Here is a 22,620-nt window from a genome sequence, read left to right as displayed (position 1 = left end):
AAGGGAGCCAGAATCGTTTTGGGGAGCCTCGACATCGTGGCTCCCATCCGCGGTTCTGGCTCCCATACGGGAACCGGCCCCCTGATGGCGAGGCCCATGGCGCGGGCGTCCGCTGATCGTATACGATCAATGCGAGAGCTATCGACAACGAAGTGGAGCATCTGTGCTTGAGCACTCTGACATCGTCGAAATCGCCGACGAACTCGCCGAGGCGGAACGATCGCGATCGATGATCCCCCTGCTGACGGCGCGACACCCCGAGATGACGATCGACGACTCCTACGCGGTGCAGAACGTGTGGAAGCAGCGCGGCATCGAGGCGGGACGCCGGCTCGTGGGGCGCAAGATCGGCCTCACGTCGAAGGTCATGCAGCAGGCGACGGGCATCACGGAGCCCGACTACGGCGTCATCTTCGACGACATGGTCTATGAGAACGGCTCCGTCATCGAGTTCGACCGCTTCTCGAACGTGCGCATCGAGGTCGAGCTCGCGTTCGTGCTCGGCGAGGCGCTCGAGGGCCCGGGCTGCACGCTCTTCGACGTGCTGCGCGCGACCGAGTACGTCGTGCCCGCGCTCGAGGTGCTGAGCTCCCGCATCGAGATGCAGGGCCGCACGATCGTCGACACGATCTCCGACAACGCAGCGATGGGCGCCATGGTCACGGGCGGCCGCCCCGTCGCCGTCGACGCCGTCGACCTGCGCTGGGTCTCGGCGCTGCTGTACCGCAACGAGACGATCGAGGAATCCGGCGTCGCCGCCGCGGTGCTCAACCACCCGGCATCCGGCGTCGCCTGGCTCGCCAACAAGTTCGCGCACCACGGCGACCGCCTCGAGGCCGGAGAGATCATCCTCGCCGGCTCGTTCACGCGCCCCATGTGGGTCGAGCGCGGCGACACCGTGCACGCCGACTACGGACAGCTGGGAGCCGTCACATGCCGATTCGCCTGACCCCGCAGCCCACCTTCCGCGATCGCCTCGCCGACACCGACCGCCCCCTCGTGGGCATGTGGGTGTGCACGGGCAGCGCGCTCAACGCCGAGATCTGCGCGGGCAGCGGCCTCGACTGGATCCTCATCGACGGCGAGCACGGCCCCAACACGCTCGACACGATCGTGCCGCAGCTCCAGGCCATCGCCGCCTACCCCGCGACGCCCCTCGTGCGCGCCCCGTTCGGCGAGCCCGTCATCATCAAGCAGCTCCTCGACATCGGCGCGCAGAACCTGATCGTGCCGATGGTCAACACGCCACAGGATGCCGCGGCGGCGGTGTCCGCCGTGCGCTATCCCCCGCACGGCATCCGCGGCGTCGGCAGCGCTCTTGCTCGCGCGTCGCGGTGGAACCGCTACGAGGACTACCTCGCGAACGCGGATTCCACGGTGTCACTCACGGTGCAGATCGAGACGGCGCAGGCCGTGGAGAACGCGGCGGAAATCGCCGGCACCGACGGCGTCCACGCGCTGTTCATCGGGCCGTCGGACCTCGCCGCGTCGATGGGGCTGCTCGGCCGGCAGGGCCACCCAGACGTCGTCGCCGCCGTCGAGAGCACGATCCGCACCGCGAAGGAGCTCGGCGTGCCCGTCGGCGTCAACGCCTTCGACCCGGCGATGGCGCGCCGCTACGTCGAGGCGGGAGCGGACTTCGTCGCGGTCGCCGCCGATGTCGCGCTGCTCGCCCGCGCGAGCGAGAAGCTCGCCGACGAGTGGATCACGGGCGAGAATGCGCCGACGCGAGCGAGCTACTGATGGTCGCCGCCCGCCGATGAGAAACCACTAGAAAGTCGTCGAGCAATCGTATATCATTTGAAATACGACGCCTCGCACCGATGGGAGAACACATGAGCGCCCCTGAGGCACTGCCCACGCCGGGCAAGATCATCGCCGTGCACTTGAGCTACCGCTCACGCGCCGAACAGCGCGGCCGCACCCCCGAAAACCCGTCCTACTTCTTCAAGCCCTCCTCGTCGGTGAGCGCTTCCGGCGGCACGATCGAGCGGCCGCTCGGCGCCGAGCTTCTCGCGTTCGAGGGCGAGATCGCGCTCATCATCGGCACCGACGTGCGCCGCGTCTCCGCCGAGGACGGCTGGGCGGCCGTGTCCGGCGTGACCGCCGCCAACGACTTCGGCATCTACGACTTCCGCGCCGCCGACAAGGGCTCGAACGTGCGCTCGAAGGGCGGAGACGGCTACACGCCGCTCGGCCCCGCCGTGATCCCCGCCGACCAGGTCGACCCGGGCGCGCTGCGCGTGCGCACGTGGGTGAACGGCGAGATCGCGCAGGACGACACGACCGCCGGGCTGCTGTTCCCGTTCTGCCAGCTCGTCGCCGACCTCTCGCAGATGATGACGCTCCACGCGGGCGACATCATCCTCACCGGCACCCCCGCCGGCTCGTCCGTCGTCTCTCCCGGAGACGTCGTCGAGGTCGAGGTCGACGCGCCAACCGCGCCCGGCTCGCCCACCACGGGGAAGCTCGTGACGACGGTCACGGCGGGCGATGTGCCGTTCTCAGACGTCGGCACGAAGCCGAGCACGAACGATCTGCAGCGCACCGAGGCGTGGGGCAGCCGCGAAGCGGCGGGCCTGCCCGCCGAGGAGCGGTTCGAGCTCAGCGACGACATGCGCGAGAAGCTCTCGGCCACCGCCGTCGCGACGCTCAGCGCCGCGCTGCGCAAGCGCGGACACGTCGACATCTTCATCGAGGGCGTGCGCAGCGCGACCCACGGCGAGAAGATGTTCGGCCTCGCCCGCACCCTGCGCTTCGTGCCGTTCCGTCCCGATCTGTTCGCCTCCCACGGCGGCGGCTACAACGCCCAGAAGCGCGCCTTCGACGCCGTGAACCCCGGCGAGGTGCTCGTCATGGAGGCGCGGGGCGAATCGGGCACCGGCACCGTGGGCGACGTGCTCGCGTTGCGGGCGCAAGTGCGCGGCGCCGCCGGCATCGTCACCGACGGCGGCGTGCGGGACTTCGAGGAAGTGTCGGGATTCGACATCCCGGTGTTCTCGAAGGGCGCCCACCCCTCCGTCCTCGGTCGTCGGCACGTGCCGTGGGATACAGACGTGACGATCGCGTGCGGCGGCGCCGCCGTTCAGCCGGGCGACCTCATCGTCGGCGACGGCGACGGCGTCATCGTCATCCCCCCGCAGCTCGCCCGCGAGGTCATCGACGAGGCGTACGAGCAGGAACGCGCCGACGCGTGGATCGCCGAGCAGGTAGCGAACGGCGAGGCCATCGACGGCCTCTTCCCCATGAACGCCGAGTGGAGGGAACGGTACCGCGCATGGCAGTCGACGCAGTGATGTCCTCGGCGCCCGGCGCCACGCAGAGCAAGTCCGAGCGCGCGTACGCGTGGATTCGCGAACGCATTGAGAGCGGTCGCTTCGTCCCCGGCTACCGGCTCGTGCTCAGCCAGATCGCCGGCGAGCTCGACGTCAGCGTCGTGCCCGTGCGCGAGGCGATCCGCCGACTCGAGGCGGAAGGCCTCGTCACGTTCGTGCGCAACGTCGGCGCCCAGGTCGCAATGGTCGAGGAGACCGAATACGCGCACACGATGCAGACCCTCGCGCTCGTCGAGGGGGCGGCCACGCGCTTCTCCGCGCCGTTCATCACGGCTGACGACATCGAGCGGGCGCGCGCGATAAACGCGCAGATGATCGCGTGCCTCGACGACTTCAATCCGCACCAGTTCACCGAGCTGAACCTCGAGTTCCACTCCGTGCTGTTCGAGAACTGCCCCAACCCGCACGTTCTCGATCTCGTGCACCGGGGCTGGAACCGCATGCGCGTGCTGCGGGACTCCACGTTCAGCTTCGTGCCCGGCCGGGCGCGGGACTCCGTGACCGAGCACGAGAATCTGCTCCAGCTCATCGAGTCGGACGCAGATCCGCTCACCGTCGAGCTCGCCGCGCGCGACCACCGCACCGCGACGCTTGACGCGTTCCTCGACTACCAGTCCCACCACAAACCACGACACACCTAACCAAAGGAGGCACCCCATGGTCCACTACGTGCCCGAAAACCTGCCGACGTCGATCAAGCACTACATCGGCGGCGAGTTCGTCGACAGCATCTCCGGCAAGACGTTCGACGTGCTCGACCCGGTGTCCAACGAGAACTACGCGACAGCCGCCGCCGGCCAGTCGGAAGACATCGATCGCGCCGTCGCCGCCGCGAAGGACGCCTTCGACAACGGGCCGTGGCCGCGCATGCTGCCCCGTGCTCGCGCTCGCGTGCTGGGCCGGATCGCGGATGCCGTCGAGGCGCAGGACTCCCGGCTCGCCGAGCTCGAGACCTTCGACTCCGGGCTGCCGATCACGCAGGCCCTCGGCCAGGCGCAGCGCGCGGCCGAGAACTTCCGCTTCTTCGCCGACCTGATCGTCGCGCAGGCCGACGACGCCTACAAGGTGCCCGGCCGCCAGGTCAACTACGTGAACCGCAAGCCGAAGGGCGTCGCGGGCCTCATCACGCCGTGGAACACGCCGTTCATGCTCGAGAGCTGGAAGCTCGCTCCCGCGCTCGCCTCGGGCTGCACGGTCGTTCTCAAGCCCGCCGAGTTCACGCCGCTGTCCGCGAGCCTGTGGGCCGGGATCTTCGAAGAGGCGGGCCTGCCGAAGGGCGTGTTCAACCTCGTCAACGGCATCGGCGAGGAGGCCGGCGACGCGCTCGTGAAGCACCCCGACGTGCCGCTCATCTCGTTCACGGGCGAGAGCCGCACGGGCCAGATCATCTTCGGCAACTGCGCCGCGAACCTCAAGGGCATGTCGATGGAGCTCGGCGGCAAGTCGCCCGCCGTCGTCTTCGCCGACGCGGACCTCGACGCCGCGATCGACTCGACCCTGTTCGGCGTCTTCTCCCTCAACGGCGAGCGCTGCACCGCGGGCAGCCGCATCCTCGTCGAGCGCTCGATCTACGACGAGTTCTGCGAGCGCTACGCCGCGCGCGCGAAGAACATCCGCGTCGGCGACCCGCACGATCCGAAGACGGAGGTCGGCGCGCTCGTGCACCCCGAGCACTACGACAAGGTCATGAGCTACGTCGAGATCGGCAAGACCGAGGGCCGGCTGCTCGCCGGCGGTGGCCGCCCCGAGGGCCTCGACACGGGCAACTACGTCGCCCCGACCGTGTTCGCCGACGTGAAGCCCGACGCGCGCATCTTCCAGGAGGAGATCTTCGGCCCGGTCGTCGCGATCACGCCGTTCGACTCCGACGAGGAGGCCCTCGAGCTCGCGAACGGCGTGAAGTACGGCCTCGCCGCGTACGTGTGGACGAGCGACCTGACCCGTGCGCACACGTTCGTGCAGTCGATCGACGCGGGAATGGTGTGGCTCAACTCGCACAACGTGCGCGACCTGCGCACCCCGTTCGGCGGCGTCAAGGCCTCCGGCCTCGGCCACGAGGGCGGCTACCGCTCGATCGACTTCTACACCGACCAGCAGGCCGTGCACATCACCCTCGGCGACGTGCACACGGCCCGCTTCGGCAGCGAAGCCGCGAAGACCGTCGGGGCATAGCCCGGCGGCATCCGTCAATCTCCTCTCTCAAAACACGCAAGGAAGCACCATGAGCACAAAGGAACCCGTCGTGACCCCCGACGCGCCCGAACCCGTCGTGACGCAAGGCGACCCCGTCCCGGCGCCCGCGAACCCGATCCCCACGCCGAAGGCCGCGCCGCCGGACGTGCTGCGCTGCGCCTACATGGAGCTCGTCGTCACCGACCTCGAGGTCAGCCGCAACTTCTACGTCGACGTGCTCGGCCTCGTCGTGACCGAGGAGGACGAGAACGCCGTCTACCTGCGCAGCCTCGAGGAGTTCATCCACCACAACCTCGTGCTCCGCAAGGGCGACACGGCCGCCGTCTCCGCGTTCTCGTACCGCGTGCGCTCCCCCGAGGAGCTCGACGCCGCCGTCGCGTTCTACACCGAGCTCGGCTGCCGTGTCGAGCGTCGCGCCGAGGGCTTCACGAAGGGCATCGGCGACTCCGTGCGCGTCGAGGACCCGCTCGGCTTCCCCTACGAATTCTTCTACGAGGTCGAGCACGTCGAGCGTCTCGCCTGGCGGTACGACCTGTACTCCCCCGGCGCGCTCGTGCGCATCGACCACTTCAACCAGGTCACGCCCGACGTGCCGCGCGCGGTGAAGTACATGGAGGACCTCGGCTTCCGCGTGACGGAGGACATCCAGGACGACGAGGGCACGACGTACGCGGCCTGGATGCGCCGCAAGCCGACCGTGCACGACACGGCGATGACCGGCGGCGCGGGACCGCGCATGCACCACGTCGCGTTCGCGACGCACGAGAAGCACAACATCATCGCGATCTGCGACAAGCTCGGCGCGCTGCGCATGTCGGACGCGATCGAGCGCGGCCCCGGCCGTCACGGCGTCTCGAACGCGTTCTACCTCTACTTGCGCGACCCCGACGGGCACCGCGTCGAGATCTACACGCAGGACTACTACACGGGCGACCCCGACAACCCGCGCGTGACGTGGGACGTGCACGACAACCAGCGCCGCGACTGGTGGGGCCACGCCGTCGTGCCGAGCTGGTACACCGAGGCCTCGCTCGTTCTCGATCTCGACGGCAACCCGCAGCCGGTGCGCGAGCGCGAGGACAAGAGCGAGATGGCCGTCACGATCGGCGCCGACGGCTTCTCGTACACGCGCAAGGGCGACACAGAGGCCGGCTTCAAGCTCGGCAACACCCTTTAGGAGCGGTCGGATGCGGCGGCGCGGGCTTCGGCCTGCGCCGCCGTTTCGCGTTCCCCGCGCCGCAACTCTGCACGCTCCGTCAAGCGCCCTGCTCGCCCGGTCAACCGGCGGCGACGGCGGAGCCGTAGCGTGAGAGGACACGTCTCACCGTGCCGACTCACAGTGGAGGAACCGCCATGCACACGTTCGAGAGCCTTCTGGCCGCCATCACCGCCGAGCCGGGAGCCGGCCGCGAGATCACGAACCCGGCGACCGGAGAGGTGATCGGCGAGGCGCCCGTGCACTCCGTCGCCGACCTCGACGCGGCCGTCGACACGGCGGCAGCGGCGCAGCCCGCGTGGGACGACCTCGGGCACGAGCAGCGCAGCGCGATCCTGCTGAAGGCCGCCGACGCGATCGACGAGAACGCGGAGGCGCTCGCGCAGCTGCTCACGCGCGAGCAGGGCAAGCCGCTCAACGGCCCGAACGCCCGGTTCGAGGTCGGCGGCGCGTCCGGGTGGCTTCGCGCAGCGGCATCCACCCCTCTCGACCCCGATGTCGTGATCGACGACGGCGACTCGCACGCGGTGCTGCACTACCGCCCGATCGGCGTCGTCGGGGCGATGGGCCCGTGGAACTGGCCCATGATGATCTCGGTGTGGCAGGCCGGCAGCTGCGGCACTTCGGCCTCGACGACGCCGCGCTCACCGACCTCGTCTGGTCGAGCCTTGACGGCATCGTGTTCCAGCAGCTCGCGCTCGGCCGCATTGCGACGAGCCGTGCATCGCTCGAGCGACTGCGCGGGATCCTCCGCGCGGAGATCGCGCGAGCGGCATCCGATCCGTCCTGAGGTGTGCGGGCGGCGCATGCACGCCCCATTCGTCATCCGCCGCCCACGCCTGAGGGTGCGTGAGCCGCGCGGAGGGAGGCAAGGACCGTCCGGCCAGGGCGCTGCCCCTGCCCGCCTCCGCGCGGCTCACGAGGTGGCCGCGGCGCGCACACCGTTGTCCCCCGGCGCGCGCCGCGGCGGTCTAGTGACGCAGCCGGTAGCGCAGCGCGTCGAGTTCGGCCCGCATCGCGGCGGGAAGCTTCTGACCGAACTGGGCGAAGAACTCCTCGGTCAGGTCGGCCTCGGACAGCCACGTGTCGCGGTTCACGGCGAACAGCTCGGCGAGGTCGTCGGCGGGCAGGTCGAGTCCGTCGACGTTGAGGTCGCCTCCCAGCGGGATGCGGCCGATCGGCGTCGTCTCGGCGCCGACGTCGCCGCTCACGCGGCCGGTGATCCACTCGAGCACGCGCGCGTTCTCACCGAATCCGGGCCAGAGGAAGCGGCCGTCGTCACCCTTGCGGAACCAGTTGACCTGGAACACGCGCGGCGCGCGGTCGAAGCGCAGCTTCTGCCCGATCGAGAGCCAGTGCGCCCAGTGGTCGGCCATGTTGTAGCCGCAGAACGGGCGCATCGCGAACGGGTCGCGGCGCAGCTCGCCGACCGTGCCCTCCGCGGCGGCGGTGCGCTCGGAGGAGATCGTGGCGCCCATGAACACGCCGTGACTCCAGTCGGTGGCCTCGACGACGAGCGGCACGTTCGTGGCGCGGCGACCGCCGAACAGGATCGCGTCGATCGGCACGCCGCCGTCGGCCTCCCAGTCGTCCGCCATCTGCGGGCACTGGGCGGCGGCGACGGTGAATCGCGAGTTGGGGTGCGCGGCGGGCCGGCCGGAGTCGGGCGTCCAGTCGTTGCCCTCCCAGTCGATCAGGTGCTCGGGCGGCGTGTCGGTCAGGCCCTCCCACCACACGTCGCCGTCGTCGCGCAGCGCGACGTTCGTGAAGATCGTGTTGCCCCACAGCGTCTCGACGGCGGTGACGTTCGTCGACTCTCCGGTTCCGGGGGCGACGCCGAAGAACCCGGCCTCGGGGTTGATGGCCCACAGTCGGCCGTCCTCGCCCGGGCGCAGCCACGCGATGTCGTCGCCGATCGTCTCGACCTTCCAGCCGGGGATCGTGGGACGCAGCATCGCGAGGTTCGTCTTTCCGCACGCCGAGGGGAACGCGGCGGCGACGTGATAGGCGCGGCCGTTCGGGTCCGTCACGCGGATGAGCAGCATGTGCTCGGCGAGCCAGCCCTCGTCACGCGCCATGACGCTGCCGATGCGCAGCGCGAAGCACTTCTTCCCGAGCAGGGCGTTGCCGCCGTAGCCGGAGCCGTACGACCACACCTCGCGCGCCTCGGGGAACTGCACGATGTACTTCTCGTCGTTGCACGGCCAGGCCACATCCTCCTCGCCCGGCGCGAGCGGGGCGCCGACCGAGTGCAGCGTCTTGACCCACGGGGCGCCGTTGTCGATGAGCTCGAGCACGCGCTTCCCCATGCGGGTCATGATGCCCATCGACACGACGGCGTAGGCGGAGTCGGTGAGCTGCACGCCGAGCTGGCTGAGCGGGCCGCCGACGGGACCCATCGAGAACGGCACGACGTACATCGTGCGACCGCGCATGCTGCCCGCGAACACGCCCGTGAGGGTCTCCCGCATCTGCGCGGGGTCTGCCCAGTTGTTCGTGGGCCCGGCGTCCTCCTCCTTCTCGCTCGCGATGAACGTGCGCGCCTCGACGCGCGCGACGTCCGACGGGGTCGAGCGGGCGAGGAAGCTGTTGGGCCGCCATTCGGGGTTCAGCCGGATGAGCTTGCCCTCGGCGACCATCTGCTTCGTGAGGCGATCGTTCTCGGCGCGCGACCCGTCGCACCAGACGACCTCGTCGGGCTGCGTGAGCGCGGCCACCTCGTCGACCCACGCGAGAAGGGACGCACGACCGGATGCCGCTGCCGGCACTTCTCGCCCGGCGGCATCCGCTCGCGCCTGATCACGACTCTCGGTCACCGCCTCGTCGTCTCGTCCGCTGTGCCGTCCGAGGAGAGTGGCGAGTGACATGAGAGCCTCCGAAACAGTGTCAAGAACAGGTCTGAATCCACTCTCACGGATGAATGCAGCCCCTGAACGCAATTTTCAGTGTCAAGATCTCCGTTTCTTTCGATATTGTTGAGACATGACGACGCGCAGCGAACTCGCGACTCTCGGTCACCGCATCCGGCACTTCCGCGGCCGGTCCGCCCTGACCCTCGACGCACTCGGCGAGGCCGTCGGCGTCACGGGCAGCCAGCTCTCGCTCATCGAGAACGGCAAGCGCGAGCCGAAGCTCTCGCTGCTCACGAGCATCGCCGCCGCGCTCGGCGTCGAGCTCGCCGAGCTGCTGAGCACGGAGCCGCCGTCGAAGCGCGCCGCGCTCGAGCTCGAGCTGCTCGAGGCGCAGGCGGGCACGCTCTACTCCTCGCTCGGGCTGCCCGCCGTCAAGCCCGGACGCGGCGTGAGCGACGAGCTGCTCGAATCGCTCGTCGGCCTGCACCGGGAGCTGCAACGCCGCGCGACGGAGGCCGTCGCAACACCCGAGGAGGCGCGACGCGCCAACACGCAGCTGCGCGAGCACATGCGCGCGCAGAACAACTACCTGCCCGAGATCGAGGACATCGCGGAGGAGCGCGTTCTCGCGGCCGGGCACTCCACGGGAGCGCTCACGCACCGAACGGTCGGCATCATGGCCGAGCAGCTGGGATTCGCGCTCATCTACGTGAACGACCTGCCGAGCTCGGCACGCTCGATCACCGACCTCGAGAACGGCCGCATCTACCTGCCGCCCGCGTCGATCCCCGGCGGTCACGGGCTGCGGTCCATGGCGCTGCAGGCGATGGCGCACCGCATCCTCGGTCACACGGTGCCGACGAGCTACGCTCAGTTTCTCAAGCAGCGGCTCGAGATCAACTACTTCGCCGCGTGCTGCCTCATGCCGCAGTCCCGCGCCGTCGAGTTCCTCACGCAGGCGAAGAAGGAGCGCAATCTCGCGGTCGAGGACTTCCGCGACGCGTTCGGCGTGACGCACGAGGCGGCGGGGCTGCGACTCACGAACCTCGCGACCTCACGGCTCGACATGCGGCTGCACTTCTTGCGCGTCACCGACGACGGCACGCTGCAGAAGGGTTACGAGAACGACGGGCTCCCGCTGCCGACGGACGTGACCGGGTCGATCGAGGGTCAGCGCGTGTGCCGCAAGTGGAGCGCGCGCTCGGCGTTCGGCCAGCAGAACCGCACGACGGAGCAGTACCAGTACACCGACACGCCCGCGGGCACCTTCTGGTGCTCGACGCAGACGGGAACGACGGCGGCGGGAGAGTTCTCGATCTCCGTCGGCGTGCCGTTCGACGACGCGAAGTGGTTCCGCGGCCGCGAGACGCAGCGGCGGGCGACCTCGCGCTGCCCCGACGAGTCGTGCTGCCGGCGCCCGAGCACGGAGCTCGACGAGAAGTGGCGAGCCCGGTCGTGGCCGAGCGCCCGGCTGCACACGCAAGTGCTCGCGCCGCTGCCGTCGGGCCGGTTTCCCGGCGTCGACGACAACGAGGTGTACGCGTTCCTCGACCGGCACGCGAGCGGCGACTGACGGCATCCGTTCGCCGCCTTCTCAGTGGAAGCGGCGTCCTTCGTCGCGGCGGTACAGCATGAGCGCGAGCGCGGCGGTCACGGCGAGCCAGGCGAGCAGGCCGAGCCACACCCACGGCTCGAGCGCGCCGCCCTGCACGGCCCAGATCACGAGTTCGCGGGCCTGGCGCGAGGGGAAGAACTTCGAGAGCGTGTCGAGCCAGTCGGCGAACATGAGCGGCGGAAGGAACAGCCCGCCCGCGAAGGCGAAGCCGAACATGACGACCTGCACGATCGCGATCGCGGCCTTCGACGGGAAGGCGTAGCCGATCGCGACGCCGATGAGCATGAACGGCAGCGCCGACACGGCGAGCATGACGAAGCCGAACAGCACGCGCGGCAGCGGCGCCTCGGCGGCGGTGAACAGCGCGCCGATGACGAGCACGGGGATGATCGCGACCAGGCCCATCGCGCCGATGGAGAACACGTACGACAGCACGCGCGCCATTCCCGGCACGGGGAGCGTGCGCAGGAACGGGTCCCAGGGCTTCTCGCGGTCCTCGGAGATCGAGATGCCGAAGCTGAACAGCGCGTTCGACATGACCGCGAACACGCTCATCGAGATGATCGCCTGCGTCGCGTAGAGCGGGTTCTGCGCCACCGTCTGCTGCGGCACGACGAAGAACAGCAGCGCGAGGGCGGGGAACACGAGCGAGCCGATCACGGCGATGGGGATGCGGAACGTCTCGATCAGGGCGTACTTCGCGTGCACGCCGGCGAGGCGCAGTGTGGGGTTCGACATGGGGGCCTCCTCAGGCCGGGGTCTTCTCGGTGAGCGCGAGGAACGCCTCTTCGAGGGTCGCGCCGCGCATGGACAGGTCGGAGAACGGGATGCCGCCGCGCACGATGTCGGTGACGGTGGCGTCGCCGTCGCGCACGAAGAACGTGTGGGTTCCGTCGGGCTCGATGGTGTGGGCGCCGACGCCGTCGAGCTGGGCGATTGCCTCCGGCTGCGGCGTCGCGAGTCGCAGCATCCGCCCCGACACCTGCCCGAGGATGGAACGGATGCCGTCATCGGCGATGACCCGCCCACCGTCGACGACGATCACGCGCTCGGCGAGCGCCTCGATCTCGTCGAGGTAGTGGCTCGTGACGACGATGGTGGCGCCTTGCTCGTGCTGGCGGCGCACGGCGCCCCACAGCGTGCGCCGCGCGTCGACGTCGAGGCCGGTCGTGGGCTCGTCGAGCAGCACGAGCTGCGGTCGGCCGACGAACGCGAGCGCGACGGAGAGCCGGCGCTTCTGCCCGCCGGAGAGGGCTCCGGCCTGCTTGCGCAGGAGCTCCGTGAGCCCGAACTCGGCGGCGATCTCGTCGACGGGGACGGCGTCGTCGAAGTGGCTCGCGACGAAGCGGAGGATCTCGCCGACGCGCAGCGCCTGCGGCAGCGCCGTCTCTTGCGGCGTGCTGCCGAGCCGCGCGCGATTGTGGTAGTCGCCGGGGTCGCCGCCCAGCAGCTCGACGCGGCCCGACGTCGGCTTCCGCAGCCCCTGCAGGAGCGAGAGCATCGTCGTCTTGCCGGCGCCGTTCGGTCCGAGCAGTCCGACGATGCGGCCCGAGCCGATCTCGAGGGTGACGTCGTCGAGAGCGGTGACGTCGCCGAAGCGGCGCGTGACGTTCTCGAAGCGGGCGAGGGTTGTCATGGGGTTCCTCCCAGGAGGTTCTTGAGTGATGCCGTGTAGTCCTCGAAGCGACGGCGCCCGAGGCGGGTGAGCTGGATGTAGGTGGCGGGCGAGCGGCCCTCGATGGTCTTCGAGACGGCGACGTATTCGGCGTCCTCGAGCTTGCGCAAGTGCGTCGAGAGGTTGCCGGCGGTCATGCCGAGCACGTGCTGCAGCCGGGGGAATGTGATGGCCTCCCCCGCGTCGAGGGTCGCGAGGGCCGCGGTGATGCGCAGTCGCGCTTGCGCGTGGATGACGGGGTCGAGATCAGGCACGGTCGCTCCCCTGCAGGCGGCGACGCAGCCGCGAGGCGTGCACGAGCAGAACGATGGAGAACAGCAGGAACACGAGCCCGCCGCTCAGCGCGAGGAAGAGGTAGTTGCCCGGCACGCCGAACAGGGGCGCGACCGCGGCGATGACGACGAGCCAGATGCCGACGTACAGCGACGGCCTCGTCTGCCAGATCGCCGCCGAGACGAGCATCATGACGCCGGTCATGAGCACGAACGCCGAGGTGAAGTAGAAGGCCGCTATCTCGGCGGACATACCTTGCGCGATCATGCTCGAGCCGAGGATCCAGATGCCGACCATCGATATCGACCACGTCGAGCCGTACACGGCGCCCGTGAACGCCGAGCTCGGACTCGACTTCACGCCGCGGGTGCTGCGGATGCCGAGCACGATCGATGTGGCGACCGCGACGGCGAGGCAGACGCCGAGCGTCGGCCAGGCGACGCCGGCCGGCAGCGCGAACGCGGGCGCGAGGCCGTCGATGAGCCAGATGGCGCCGAACCCGACGAGCCAGGCGATTCCCCACACGCCCGTGATGATCCACGCGAAGCTGTTGATCTGGCTCGCGACGCTGCGCTGCTGCGCGTTCGCGAGGGCGAGCATCGCGGCGGGGTCGAGTGCCTCGTCATCGTCGTGCGGTGAGTTCGTCATGGTTACTTTGTAACACAAAGTACTTTGCGAGGTCAATGACTTTGTGGATACACAAGTCGGCGTCGCCCCTCATCCTCACAGCGAGGAGCGGCCGCTGCTCGCCGCTTCAAACCGTCAGAGTCCGGATGGGCCGCCCAGAGAGCTCGCGAAACGGTGGCATAGCGCTGCCAGAGCCGGGCGCAACGGCCTAGTGCTATCGCCGATCGCCGCGCCGCGACGCGACGATATCGTCCTGATCCACGACGCGTTGAACAGCGGCACGCAGATCTTCCTCGCTCGGCTGGCCGTGCCGACGTGTGCGCATGATCTCCTCTTTGAGGCGCGCGCGGACCTCTCGCCCACCACTTCGCAGTTCGCGCATCTCCTTCTCGATGCGCCGATACTCGGCCTCAAGAGCCAGCAATGCGACATCGGCGATCTCGTCTTCGGAGGATTCCGGAGAAAAACGCGCCGACGAATGTGCGGAGTCGGACTGGACACGGCTTCGCACGCGCGACGCCTCTTCTTCTTGCCCGAGCTCCTCAAGGAAATCAGCTTGCAAGAGCCGCAATTCACGCGTCAGATCGGTGGATGTCATTTCGCTCTACACCTCCGCGTCGCCAAGGTAGGTTGCGATCGCCTCGATCACCATTCTACGGTCGTCGTCGCTCAACCACTTCGATCGCCGTAGGTTCTTGAGGATCGAAGCTCCTTGGCGCGCTCGACTATCGTTGCCACTGTATATGTGGTCTAGCGCCGCCGTGAACCGCGCAAATGCCTGCTCTCTCTGGCCCTGTACTGTCGTGGAATGCAAAGTGCGCCATGACATGAGAGCGGCGAGAGAAGCAGCGACGACCGTGGCGACAGCTCCCCAGATGGTCCAATCCACGATCGAAGGCTACCCGTGGAATTTATCGCGAAGGCCACGGTCACATCTGGTGTGGAAAACGTCCGTCCGTCCACAAGCAGCGCGGCTGCTCAGCCCCGGAGGACCGAGTCCGAGGTGCCGAGGCGCGCGCCCCGCGACGCCATCTCCTCGAGGGCGGCGCGGCTCGACTCGTCGGCGACGCCCGCGACGAGGTCCTCGATCACGGTGACGGCCAGGCCGTCGTCGAGGGCGTCGAGCACGGATGCGCGCACGCAGTAGTCGGTGGCGATGCCGGCGACGTCGAGTTCGGTCACGCCGTGCTCGGCGAGCGCGTCGCGCAGCGTCGATCCGTCGTCTGTCGTGCCCTGGAACGCAGAGTACGCCGGCTCGCCCTGCCCCTTGCGGATATGGGTGGTCACGCGGGACGCGTCGAGGTCGGGGTGGTAGTCCGCGCCCGCGGTTCCCGCGACGCAATGCACGGGCCACGTCGAGACGAAGTCGGGCGCACCGTCGGTCGCGAAGTGGCCGCCATTGTCACCTGTGGCGTCGTGCCAGTCCCGTGACGCGAACACGGCGGCGTAGCGGTCGCCCGCGTTCGCGAGCAGCGCGCTGATGCCGCTCGCGACGGCCGCTCCCCCGTCGACGCCGAGCGCGCCGCCCTCGGTGAAGTCGTTCTGGACGTCGACGATGAGAAGTGCCCTGGTCATGCTGCCTCCGATTCAGGTGTTCGCGAGTTCGTCACCACAACGGTAGAACGCCGCGGCGAGCTCGTCGACCGCGTGCGCCGTCGTCGCCGGCAGCGGCTCGTCGTCGAGCGCGTACAGCGAGAACACGAGAGTCGCGCCGTCCTTCGCGTCGATGACGCCCGAGAGCGTGTACGCGGTCTGGATCCACCCCGTCTTGGCGCGCACGTGCCCGGCGGCATCCGACGCGTCCCCGCTGAACCGGCTCTCGTACCGCAGCGTTCCCGTCTCGCCCGCGACCGGGAGCCCGGCGAGAATCGCGGACATGTCGATGTCGCCGTCGACGACGCCACGCAAGAGCTTCGTGAAGAACACGTTCGGCACGGCGTTGTTCGCGCTGAGCCCCGAGCCGTCGGCGATCGTGACAGCGCTCGTGTCGAGGCCGAGCGGCTCGAGCGCCGCCTTCAGCCCGGCGTCGAGCGCGGCGAAGTCGTTGCCGGCGCCCTCCCTGATGGCGACGAGCCGCGCGAGGGACTCGGCGATCATGTTGTCGCTGTACCGCAGCATGTACTCCACGAGATCCGACAGCGGCGGCGACGACACGTGCGCGAGCGGCGCCGCGCCCTCGGGCGCCGTGCCGATCACCGTCGTCGCGCCCGGGAAGTAGGCGGCGAACGCGTCGCCCGCGCGCGCCACGGGGTCGCTGCCGCGACCCGAGTACTCGATCGTGGGGTAGAACCGGTCGGCGTCGACCTGCAGCGCGCTCACGTGCGACTGGTAGCCCTCGCGCATGCCCTTCGTGTCCCATTCGGGCAGCCAGCTCTCGCCGCCGAAGAAGCTGGAGTCGAGAACGATGCGCGTGATGGGCTCGGTGTGGCCGGCGTCCGCCCACGCCTGCTTCGTCAGCCGAGCGAGCTCGTCGAGGTGAGCGGCTCCCGGATACACCGACTCCTGCCCGGTCGGCAGCCGCGTGAGCGTGAGGTCGCCGCGGCCCTCGAGCACGATCGTGCCGGGCTCGCTACCCGCGACGACGGGCGTGGCGATGCGGTATTCGGCGCCGAAGGTCTCGAGCGCCGCAGCGGCCGTGAGCAGCTTGAGGTTGCTCGCCGTGCGCGCGGGCGTCGTGCTGTCGCGGTCGAAGAGCACTTCGCCGGTCGTGGCGTTGACGACGCGCGCCTGAAGGGTGTGCAGGTCCGGGTTTCCGGCCTGCTCGGCGACAGAGCACTGACGGATGCCGCTCGCGGGAACCGCGTTCTCGGCAAGCGGCCGCGCGGGCGCGGTCGGCGCCGGCGCCGCAGTGACGGTTTCGGCCGCGACGGGCGCGGTTATCGCTCCCGCGGCGACGCTTCCCGCGCCGAGAACGGCGAAGACGACAGCGGCGACCGCTGTCCTCCAGGGCCGGCGTCGGGGCGCGCGGGAGGAGGACGAGGCGGGTGGCATACCGCCGATTTTACCGGCTGGAACTGGGCGATTCCCCCGGGTACACGACCCCGATCTGCGCGCGGATCTCGTCGAGCACGCTCATGATCGCGACGGACTCCGAGACGGGGAGGATCTGCCCGGAGGGAAGCCCCGCGGCGACGAGGCGTTCGAGCTCGAGCGCCTGGTAGTGCATGCCGCGGCCCGTGACCTCGGCGCTGAACTCCTCGAGCACGTCGCCCGCGGCGGAGGTGACCCGGAAGCTCGTGGGCGTGTACCAGACGCGGTCGATGTCGATGCGCGCGGCGGTGCCGATGACGCTCGCGGTGTTGGGGCCAGCGGCGCGAAGCGAGCTCACCGTCGTCGCCATGCGGCCGTCGCCATAGCCGAACACGGCCGCCACCTGCGTGTCCACGCCGGCCTCGCTGAGGGTCGCCGTCGCCGCGACGGTCTCGGGCAGCCCGAGCACGTCGACGCTGAACGAGACGGGGTAGATGCCGAGGTCGAGCAGCGCTCCCCCGCCGAGCTCGGGGGCGTTGATGCGGTGGTCGGGGCCGAAGTCGAGGTGCTGCGTGTGGTCGGCCGTGACGAGAACGACCTCGCCGAGCGTGCCCGCGGCGAGGATCTCGCGCACCCGGCGCATGTGCGGAAGAAACCGCGTCCACATGGCCTCGAGCGCGACGAGCCCGTTCTCGGCGGCGCGATCCGCGACCTGCTGCGCCTCGGCGGCGTTGAGCGTGAACGGCTTCTCGACGAGCACGTGCTTTCCGGCGTCGAGAGCGAGCAGCGCGTTCTCGACGTGGAACGGGTGCGGCGTCGCGATGTAGACGGCGTCGATGTCGGGGTCGGCGACGAGCTCGGCGTAGCTGCCGTGCGCGCGGGCGATGCCGAACTCGGCGGCGAACGCCTCCGAGCGCTCGAGGCTGCGCGAGCCCACCGCTTCGACCGTGAACCCGTTGAGGTTCAGGTCGTTCGTGAACGCGCGGGCGATGCCGCCGGGGCCGAGAATGCCCCAGCGCAGCGAGTGAGGAGTCGTCATGGCTCCCAGCCTATGGGCGCCGCGCGGCTCAGCCCGTGAAGGTGACGCCCCAGCGCGCCGTCCACGTCTCGCCCGGCGCGATCCAGCGCAGCCCGTCGCCCGAGTTGAACGCGTTCGCGGGCATCGTCATGGGCTCGATCGCGAGCGAGCGGGTGCCGTCGCCGCGGATGCGGTCGGACGTGTAGAACTGCACCCAGCGGAACTGCTCGTCGCCCCACACTGTGAGGGTGCGACCGTCGGATGCCGCAAGCGAATGCTCGAAGCGGTCTCCGTCGGCGTCGAGATCCGTGTACGCGGTGTCGACCTCGAGCCCGCGCACGGGGCGGCCGCCGCGCAGGTCCTTGTCCGCCGGGACGGGAGCGGTGCCCGTCGGATTCATGCGCTCGTCGACCTCGATCACGGTCGCTCCCGTGCTCGTCACGGTGAGCTCATCGGTGTCGATGTCGCCGATGCGGTAGTAGCCGTGCGTGCCGATCCCCGCGGGCGCGGGCCGCGCGCCGCGGTTCGCTATCGTGTGCGCGACCTCGAGGCCGGCACCCGTGAGCGCATAGCGCACGCTCGTCGCGAGGCTGAACGGGTAGCCGCGCTGCGGGTGCAGGTCGGCGGCGAGCGTGATGCTCGCGGCATCCTGCGCCGCCACCCGGTACGGCTGCGTGCGCAGCAGGCCGTGGCTCGCGTTGTGGAACTTCGGCTCGCTGATGTCGAGCTGCTGGTTCTCGCCGTCGAGCTGCCACACGCCGTCGCGCACGCGGTTCGGCCAGGGCACGAGCACGTTTCCCTGCGACGCGACGGGAGCGGCATCCGACCCGAAATCCTCGAGCACGGCCGTGCCGTTCAGCTCGAGCTCGCGCAGGGTCGCGCCGACCTCCGTGGCGACGAGCCTGTCCCGCCCGTTCTCGATCGTGTACTGCTGCCCGGTCGGGTTCCACGGCTGTGTGCTCATGGTTCCATGGTAGGGCCGAGCGGATGCCGCCGTCAGAAGTAGACGGCGAGGGGCCCGCGCGGCCCGTCGACGACCTGGACGGGAGTGTCGAAGACGCGGCTGAGCACGGCATCCGTCATGATCTCGCTCGGCGGACCGAACTCGATCACGGCGCCGTCCTTCACGGCGCAGATGTGGTCGGCGTAGTGCCCCGCGAAGTTGATGTCGTGCAGCACGATCACGATCGTGCGGCCGAGCTGCTCCGCGGCGTCGCGCAAGTGCTGCATCATCTGCACGGAATGGCGCATGTCGAGGTTGTTGAGCGGCTCGTCGAGCAGCACGAACTCGGTGTCCTGCGCGAGCACCATGGCGACGTAGGCGCGCTGCCGCTGCCCGCCCGAGAGCTCGTCGAGGTAGCGGTGCTCGAGGTCGCCGAGGTGGAGGAAGTCGATGACCTCGGTGATGATGCGCTCGTCCGCGAGGTTCAGCCGCCCCTTCGAGTGCGGGAAGCGGCCGAAGCCGACGAGCTGGCGCACCGTGAGCCTCGTGACGTAGTGGTTCTCCTGGCGCAGCACCGAGACGATCTTGGCGAGATCCTTGGATGCCGTTCGAGCGACGTCGTAGCCGGCGATCTCGATCGTTCCGGCATCGATGCCGAGCAGCCGGCCGATCATCGTGAGCAGCGTGGACTTGCCCGCGCCGTTCGGTCCGACGAGGGCCGTGATGCCGCCAGCGGGGATGCGCAGGTCGACGGGGCCGATCGCGACGTCGTCGGAGTAGTTCTTTCGCACGTCGGTGAGCGTGATCACAGTCGGCCCTTTCGGAGGATGACGATGAGGAAGACGGTGCCGCCGACGAGCTCGATGATGATCGAGACGACGCCTTGCGCGTAGAACACGTGCTTCATCACGAGGTAGGCGCCCGCGAGCACGACGAATCCCGTGAGCGCCGCGACGGGGAAGACCAGTCGGTGGTCGTGCGTGTCGGCGAACTGGTACGCGAGGGTCGCGACGAGGAAGCCGAGGAAGGTCATCGGTCCGACGAGAGCGGTCGAGACGGCCATGAGCACCGCCACGAGCACGAGCACCCGCAGAACCTCGGCGCGATGGCGCAGCCCGAGATTTACTGCAGCGTCCCTGCCGAGCGCGAGCACGTTGAGCCGCTTCGCGCTCAGCCACAGCCCGGCGGCTGCGAGCGCGCACAGCGGGATCGCGACGGGGAAGTACGCGGAGTCCGCGTTCGACACCGAGCCGAACAGCCGCGCGGTCAGCACGTCGAACTCGCTCGGCGTCAGCAGCCGCTGCATGAACGTCGACACCGCGCCGAGTCCCCCGCCGATGATGATGCCGACGAGCAGCATGATCTGCAGGTTGCCGTACTTACCCGAGAGCAGCCAGCCGTAGAGCAGCAGCGAGAGCCCCACCATGAGCGCGATCTGCAGCGCGAACTGGCCGAGCCCCGTGACGGCGGTGATCCCGGCGGCGCCGAGGAAGAACACGGCGGAGGTCTGCACGGCGATGTAGAGCGACTCGAAGCCCATGATCGAGGGCGTGATGATGCGATTATTCGTGACGGTCTGGAAGCTCACCGTCGCGAACGCCTGACACGTGGCGACGATGGCCATGGCCAGGATGCCGCTCGCGCGCAGCTCTGCGATGCGCCAGAACCCGGCCGAGCCGGCGGGCATGGGGTTGTCGATGGCGAGAAGCCCCGCGGCGAAGCCTGCGGCGAGAACGATGAGCAGCGTGAGCACGAGGACGTAGCGCGAGCGGCCAAGTCGTGTCGGGAATGCTCCGGTCCTCGAGCGCGCGGTGGCGCTCTGTGCTCGAGCGGCGACTTGCGCCTCAGCCACGGCGACGCTGCCTCAAGAGCAGGGCGATGAACACGACGGCGCCGACGATGCCGAGAATGAGCGAGACGGGAACCTCGAACGGCATGATGATCGTGCGCCCCACGAGATCGCACACGACGACGATGGCGATGCCGAGCAGGCACACCCACGGCAGGTTGCTGCGCAGATCGTCGCCGCGCACCATCGAGACGATGTTCGGCACGATGAGCCCGAGGAACGGAAGGTTGCCGACGACGACCGTGACGACCCCGGTCGCGATCGCGATGAGTCCCGTGCCGAGCAGCACGACGCGGTTGTAGTTCACGCCCACGCCCGTGGCGATCTCCTCGCCGAGCCCCGCGATCGTGAAGCGGTCCGCGACGACGAACACCGCGGCGCCCACGACCGCGACGATCCAGAGGAACTCGTACTGCCCGCGCAGCACGGAGGTGAAGCTGCCGGCGAACCAGATGCCGAGGCTCTGCAGCATGTCCGTCTGCAGCGCGAGGAACGTGGAGACCGACCCTACGACGGCTCCGAGCATGATCCCGATGATCGGCACGATGAGCGAGGAGCGAAGGGTGACGCGACGCAGGAACAGGAAGAACACCATGGTGCCGATGAACGCCGCGAGGATCGCCCCGCCCATGCGCGCCATGATGCTCGCATTCGGCACGAGCATCATGACCGCGAGCAGCCCGAGCCCCGCCCACTCGGTCGTGCCGGTCGTTGTCGGCTCGACGAAGCGGTTCTGCGTCAGCAGCTGCATGATGAGTCCCGACATGGCCATCGCCGCGCCGGCGAGAACGAGCGCTATCGTGCGCGGGATGCGCGTGATCGCGAACATCTCGGCGCCGTCGTCGGCGCCCACGACGTCATAGACGCCCGTGAACAGGGACGCGACGAGGAGGGCGCCGACGACGAGGACTCCGAACAGGAGCTTCGGGTCGAACAGCCTCCTCGCGCTGCGTTCCCGTGGGGCGGCGGTTGCCGTCATCGCTGCCGGAGGCTCAGCTCTGCGCTTCGAGCGCGTCGGCGAAGGCGTTGAAGAACTCGGTGTAGGTCTGGATGCCCTCGTTCGTGTACGTGTCGGCGGGCATGTACACGATGTTGCCCTTCGTGACGGCGCTCACGCTCGCCAGTGCTTCCGAACCGGCGAGAACCTCCTCGGCGGGAGCATATGCCGGGTCGTCGGCTGCGACGGCGGCATCCCGGTCCATCACGAGGATCCAGTCGGGGTTCGAGTCGGCGATCGCCTCGACGGAGATGTCATCACCCTGGTGGTCGTCGCTGCTCTCCGGCACGTCAAGCGCGGGAGTGAGCCCGAGGATCTCGAACACGGGGCCGAGCGTGCGCCCCACGCCGGGGGCGACGTAGCCGATGTCACCGCCGGATGTGATGACTCCCATGACCGAGTCGGCGTCGTCGTATGCCGCCTTCGCGCGCTCGATCGAAGCGTCGAGCGCCTCGTTCAGCTTGTCGGCTTCGGTCTGCTTGCCGAAGATCTCGCCGAGCACGCTCGTCTGCCGCTTGAGCTCCTCGTCGAACGGCTCGCCCTCGCGCGGGTCGAGCTCAAGCACGACGGCGTCGGGAGCGAGCGACGTGAAGTCATCGTGGTAGTTGGCGAAGCGCTGCCCGTTGATGATGAGGTCGGGCTCGACGGCGACGACGGCCTCGAGATTCGGCTCACGGTGGTTCCCGAGGTCGATGATGGAGTCGTCTTCGGTGTACGAGATCGTCGAGGGCATGAGCGCGACAGCGGCGGCGCTGAGCTCGATTCCCCACGCGTCGAGCGTTTCGAACGTGCGGTTGTCGGTTGCGACGACGGATGCCGGTGGCGTGGCGATCGAGTGAGTGCCGTTGTTGTCCTCGACCTCGACCACGGCGCCCTCGTCCGTCTTCGCGTCCGGTTCGGCGGTGGCTCCTGCGCTGCAGGCGGTGAGCGAGAGAGCGAGTGCGCCGACGAGTACTCCTGCGCAAAGACGTGTCTGAGCCATGGTTTCCTTTGCAAGTCCGAGGCCCGAAAGGCCACCGCCACGATTACAAAGGTGAGCCTAACCTAATCACCGGGC

22 protein-coding genes and 1 pseudogene are annotated in these 22,620 nt (G+C 69.2%); 9 read left to right on the top strand and 14 right to left on the bottom strand.

The window, feature by feature from the left end; all coding sequences use genetic code 11:
* The first annotated feature begins 163 nt into the window (after positions 1-163).
* The 8 genes and pseudogenes from hpaH to BLV49_RS11105 all read left to right on the top strand — a co-directional run bounded on the left by hpaH (position 164) and on the right by BLV49_RS11105 (position 7,534).
* Entirely contained in the window at positions 164-949 is a 786-nt protein-coding gene (hpaH, locus tag BLV49_RS11140; protein WP_091184090.1) for a 2-oxo-hept-4-ene-1,7-dioate hydratase, read from the top strand.
* The gene (locus tag BLV49_RS11135) at positions 934-1,743 is read left to right on the top strand and encodes an HpcH/HpaI aldolase family protein (protein WP_091184086.1); all 810 of its coding nucleotides are present in this window, start codon (positions 934-936) and stop codon (positions 1,741-1,743) included. Before hpaH ends, BLV49_RS11135 begins: the two co-directional genes overlap by 16 nt.
* Before the next feature lie 92 nt (positions 1,744-1,835).
* Positions 1,836-3,296, top strand: a complete 1,461-nt coding sequence (locus tag BLV49_RS11130; RefSeq protein ID WP_091184083.1) for a fumarylacetoacetate hydrolase family protein — start codon at positions 1,836-1,838, stop codon at positions 3,294-3,296.
* A complete protein-coding gene (locus BLV49_RS11125) occupies positions 3,278-3,976 on the top strand; it encodes a GntR family transcriptional regulator (protein ID WP_091184079.1) in 699 nt (232 codons plus the stop codon). Before BLV49_RS11130 ends, BLV49_RS11125 begins: the two co-directional genes overlap by 19 nt.
* A gap of 16 nt (positions 3,977-3,992) precedes the next feature.
* Positions 3,993-5,507 carry a 5-carboxymethyl-2-hydroxymuconate semialdehyde dehydrogenase gene (gene hpaE / locus BLV49_RS11120; RefSeq protein WP_091184076.1) on the top strand — a complete coding sequence of 505 codons (1,515 nt, stop codon included), beginning with the start codon at positions 3,993-3,995 and terminating at the stop codon, positions 5,505-5,507.
* Between the two features lie 49 nt (positions 5,508-5,556).
* The gene (gene hpaD, locus BLV49_RS11115) at positions 5,557-6,705 is read left to right on the top strand and encodes a 3,4-dihydroxyphenylacetate 2,3-dioxygenase (protein ID WP_091184072.1); all 1,149 of its coding nucleotides are present in this window, start codon (positions 5,557-5,559) and stop codon (positions 6,703-6,705) included.
* Between the two features lie 176 nt (positions 6,706-6,881).
* Positions 6,882-7,349 (top strand): annotated as a pseudogene (locus BLV49_RS11110) (aldehyde dehydrogenase family protein); the annotation flags it as partial.
* Positions 7,316-7,534 carry a hypothetical protein gene (locus BLV49_RS11105; protein WP_091184068.1) on the top strand — a complete coding sequence of 73 codons (219 nt, stop codon included), beginning with the start codon at positions 7,316-7,318 and terminating at the stop codon, positions 7,532-7,534. The pseudogene BLV49_RS11110 and the gene BLV49_RS11105, both read left to right, overlap by 34 nt.
* 181 nt (positions 7,535-7,715) lie before the next feature.
* On the opposite strand, the gene BLV49_RS11100 is transcribed toward BLV49_RS11105, so the two are convergent.
* Positions 7,716-9,611: a phosphoenolpyruvate carboxykinase (GTP) gene (locus tag BLV49_RS11100; protein WP_091184064.1), complete on the bottom strand. Its 1,896-nt coding sequence runs from the start codon at positions 9,609-9,611 to the stop codon at positions 7,716-7,718.
* A gap of 115 nt (positions 9,612-9,726) precedes the next feature.
* Here BLV49_RS11100 and BLV49_RS11095 point away from each other — a divergent pair, with 115 nt between their 5' ends.
* On the top strand, positions 9,727-11,169 hold the full coding sequence (locus tag BLV49_RS11095; RefSeq protein ID WP_091184060.1) for a helix-turn-helix transcriptional regulator: 1,443 nt from the start codon (positions 9,727-9,729) through the stop codon (positions 11,167-11,169).
* 21 nt (positions 11,170-11,190) lie between these two features.
* Here BLV49_RS11095 and BLV49_RS11090 read toward each other — a convergent pair whose 3' ends face one another.
* The 13 genes from BLV49_RS11090 to BLV49_RS11025 form a co-directional block, all read right to left on the bottom strand.
* Positions 11,191-11,949, bottom strand: coding sequence for an ABC transporter permease (locus BLV49_RS11090; protein ID WP_091184057.1), 759 nt, complete (start codon positions 11,947-11,949; stop codon positions 11,191-11,193).
* 10 nt (positions 11,950-11,959) lie between these two features.
* Entirely contained in the window at positions 11,960-12,847 is an 888-nt protein-coding gene (locus BLV49_RS11085; protein ID WP_091184054.1) for an ABC transporter ATP-binding protein, read from the bottom strand.
* The gene (locus BLV49_RS11080) at positions 12,844-13,140 is read right to left on the bottom strand and encodes a transcriptional regulator (protein WP_091184046.1); all 297 of its coding nucleotides are present in this window, start codon (positions 13,138-13,140) and stop codon (positions 12,844-12,846) included. The genes BLV49_RS11085 and BLV49_RS11080 overlap by 4 nt, the downstream gene beginning before the upstream one ends.
* Positions 13,133-13,807: an ABC transporter permease family protein gene (locus tag BLV49_RS11075; RefSeq protein ID WP_091184043.1), complete on the bottom strand. Its 675-nt coding sequence runs from the start codon at positions 13,805-13,807 to the stop codon at positions 13,133-13,135. Before BLV49_RS11075 ends, BLV49_RS11080 begins: the two co-directional genes overlap by 8 nt.
* Positions 13,808-14,000: 193 nt before the next feature.
* Positions 14,001-14,384, bottom strand: coding sequence for a hypothetical protein (locus tag BLV49_RS11070; protein WP_091184040.1), 384 nt, complete (start codon positions 14,382-14,384; stop codon positions 14,001-14,003).
* Between the two features lie 380 nt (positions 14,385-14,764).
* Positions 14,765-15,361 carry an isochorismatase family protein gene (locus BLV49_RS11060; protein ID WP_091184033.1) on the bottom strand — a complete coding sequence of 199 codons (597 nt, stop codon included), beginning with the start codon at positions 15,359-15,361 and terminating at the stop codon, positions 14,765-14,767.
* 12 nt (positions 15,362-15,373) lie between these two features.
* Positions 15,374-16,777: a D-alanyl-D-alanine carboxypeptidase/D-alanyl-D-alanine endopeptidase gene (gene dacB / locus BLV49_RS11055; protein ID WP_091184029.1), complete on the bottom strand. Its 1,404-nt coding sequence runs from the start codon at positions 16,775-16,777 to the stop codon at positions 15,374-15,376.
* A 10-nt stretch (positions 16,778-16,787) separates the two neighbouring features.
* Positions 16,788-17,795 carry a Gfo/Idh/MocA family protein gene (locus tag BLV49_RS11050; protein ID WP_091184025.1) on the bottom strand — a complete coding sequence of 336 codons (1,008 nt, stop codon included), beginning with the start codon at positions 17,793-17,795 and terminating at the stop codon, positions 16,788-16,790.
* A 28-nt stretch (positions 17,796-17,823) separates the two neighbouring features.
* Positions 17,824-18,738 (bottom strand): aldose 1-epimerase family protein, encoded by a 915-nt coding sequence (locus BLV49_RS11045; RefSeq protein WP_091184021.1) that lies wholly within the window; start codon positions 18,736-18,738, stop codon positions 17,824-17,826.
* Between the two features lie 32 nt (positions 18,739-18,770).
* A complete protein-coding gene (locus BLV49_RS11040; RefSeq protein ID WP_091184019.1) occupies positions 18,771-19,526 on the bottom strand; it encodes an iron ABC transporter ATP-binding protein in 756 nt (251 codons plus the stop codon).
* Positions 19,523-20,569, bottom strand: coding sequence for an iron chelate uptake ABC transporter family permease subunit (locus tag BLV49_RS11035; protein ID WP_091184017.1), 1,047 nt, complete (start codon positions 20,567-20,569; stop codon positions 19,523-19,525). Before BLV49_RS11035 ends, BLV49_RS11040 begins: the two co-directional genes overlap by 4 nt.
* Positions 20,562-21,545, bottom strand: a complete 984-nt coding sequence (locus tag BLV49_RS11030) for an ABC transporter permease (RefSeq protein WP_091184015.1) — start codon at positions 21,543-21,545, stop codon at positions 20,562-20,564. The genes BLV49_RS11035 and BLV49_RS11030 overlap by 8 nt, the downstream gene beginning before the upstream one ends.
* Before the next feature lie 13 nt (positions 21,546-21,558).
* On the bottom strand, positions 21,559-22,545 hold the full coding sequence (locus BLV49_RS11025) for a siderophore ABC transporter substrate-binding protein (protein WP_091184012.1): 987 nt from the start codon (positions 22,543-22,545) through the stop codon (positions 21,559-21,561).
* Positions 22,546-22,620 lie beyond the last annotated feature (75 nt).

It is taken from the genome of Paramicrobacterium humi (assembly GCF_900105715.1).
Classification (GTDB): Bacteria; Actinomycetota; Actinomycetes; order Actinomycetales; family Microbacteriaceae; genus Paramicrobacterium; species Paramicrobacterium humi.
The sequence above is the reverse complement of the archived record's forward strand: the minus strand, read 5'-3'. Positions and strand labels throughout refer to the sequence as shown.

Excerpts from the sequence above, each read along its gene's own strand:
- BLV49_RS11050 (WP_091184025.1), bottom strand. The coding sequence starts at position 17,795 with ATGACGACTCCTCACTCGCTGCGCTGGGGCATTCTCGGCCCCGGCGGC.
- hpaD (WP_091184072.1), top strand. The coding sequence starts at position 5,557 with ATGAGCACAAAGGAACCCGTCGTGACCCCCGACGCGCCCGAACCCGTC.
- BLV49_RS11060 (WP_091184033.1), bottom strand. The coding sequence starts at position 15,361 with ATGACCAGGGCACTTCTCATCGTCGACGTCCAGAACGACTTCACCGAG.
- BLV49_RS11130 (WP_091184083.1), top strand. The coding sequence starts at position 1,836 with ATGAGCGCCCCTGAGGCACTGCCCACGCCGGGCAAGATCATCGCCGTG.
- BLV49_RS11100 (WP_091184064.1), bottom strand. The coding sequence starts at position 9,611 with ATGTCACTCGCCACTCTCCTCGGACGGCACAGCGGACGAGACGACGAG.
- BLV49_RS11025 (WP_091184012.1), bottom strand. The coding sequence starts at position 22,545 with ATGGCTCAGACACGTCTTTGCGCAGGAGTACTCGTCGGCGCACTCGCT.
- BLV49_RS11070 (WP_091184040.1), bottom strand. The coding sequence starts at position 14,384 with ATGACATCCACCGATCTGACGCGTGAATTGCGGCTCTTGCAAGCTGAT.
- BLV49_RS11075 (WP_091184043.1), bottom strand. The coding sequence starts at position 13,807 with ATGACGAACTCACCGCACGACGATGACGAGGCACTCGACCCCGCCGCG.
- BLV49_RS11085 (WP_091184054.1), bottom strand. The coding sequence starts at position 12,847 with ATGACAACCCTCGCCCGCTTCGAGAACGTCACGCGCCGCTTCGGCGAC.
- BLV49_RS11030 (WP_091184015.1), bottom strand. The coding sequence starts at position 21,545 with ATGACGGCAACCGCCGCCCCACGGGAACGCAGCGCGAGGAGGCTGTTC.
- BLV49_RS11090 (WP_091184057.1), bottom strand. The coding sequence starts at position 11,949 with ATGTCGAACCCCACACTGCGCCTCGCCGGCGTGCACGCGAAGTACGCC.
- BLV49_RS11045 (WP_091184021.1), bottom strand. The coding sequence starts at position 18,738 with ATGAGCACACAGCCGTGGAACCCGACCGGGCAGCAGTACACGATCGAG.
- BLV49_RS11135 (WP_091184086.1), top strand. The coding sequence starts at position 934 with ATGCCGATTCGCCTGACCCCGCAGCCCACCTTCCGCGATCGCCTCGCC.
- hpaE (WP_091184076.1), top strand. The coding sequence starts at position 3,993 with ATGGTCCACTACGTGCCCGAAAACCTGCCGACGTCGATCAAGCACTAC.
- BLV49_RS11125 (WP_091184079.1), top strand. The coding sequence starts at position 3,278 with ATGGCAGTCGACGCAGTGATGTCCTCGGCGCCCGGCGCCACGCAGAGC.
- BLV49_RS11095 (WP_091184060.1), top strand. The coding sequence starts at position 9,727 with ATGACGACGCGCAGCGAACTCGCGACTCTCGGTCACCGCATCCGGCAC.
- dacB (WP_091184029.1), bottom strand. The coding sequence starts at position 16,777 with ATGCCACCCGCCTCGTCCTCCTCCCGCGCGCCCCGACGCCGGCCCTGG.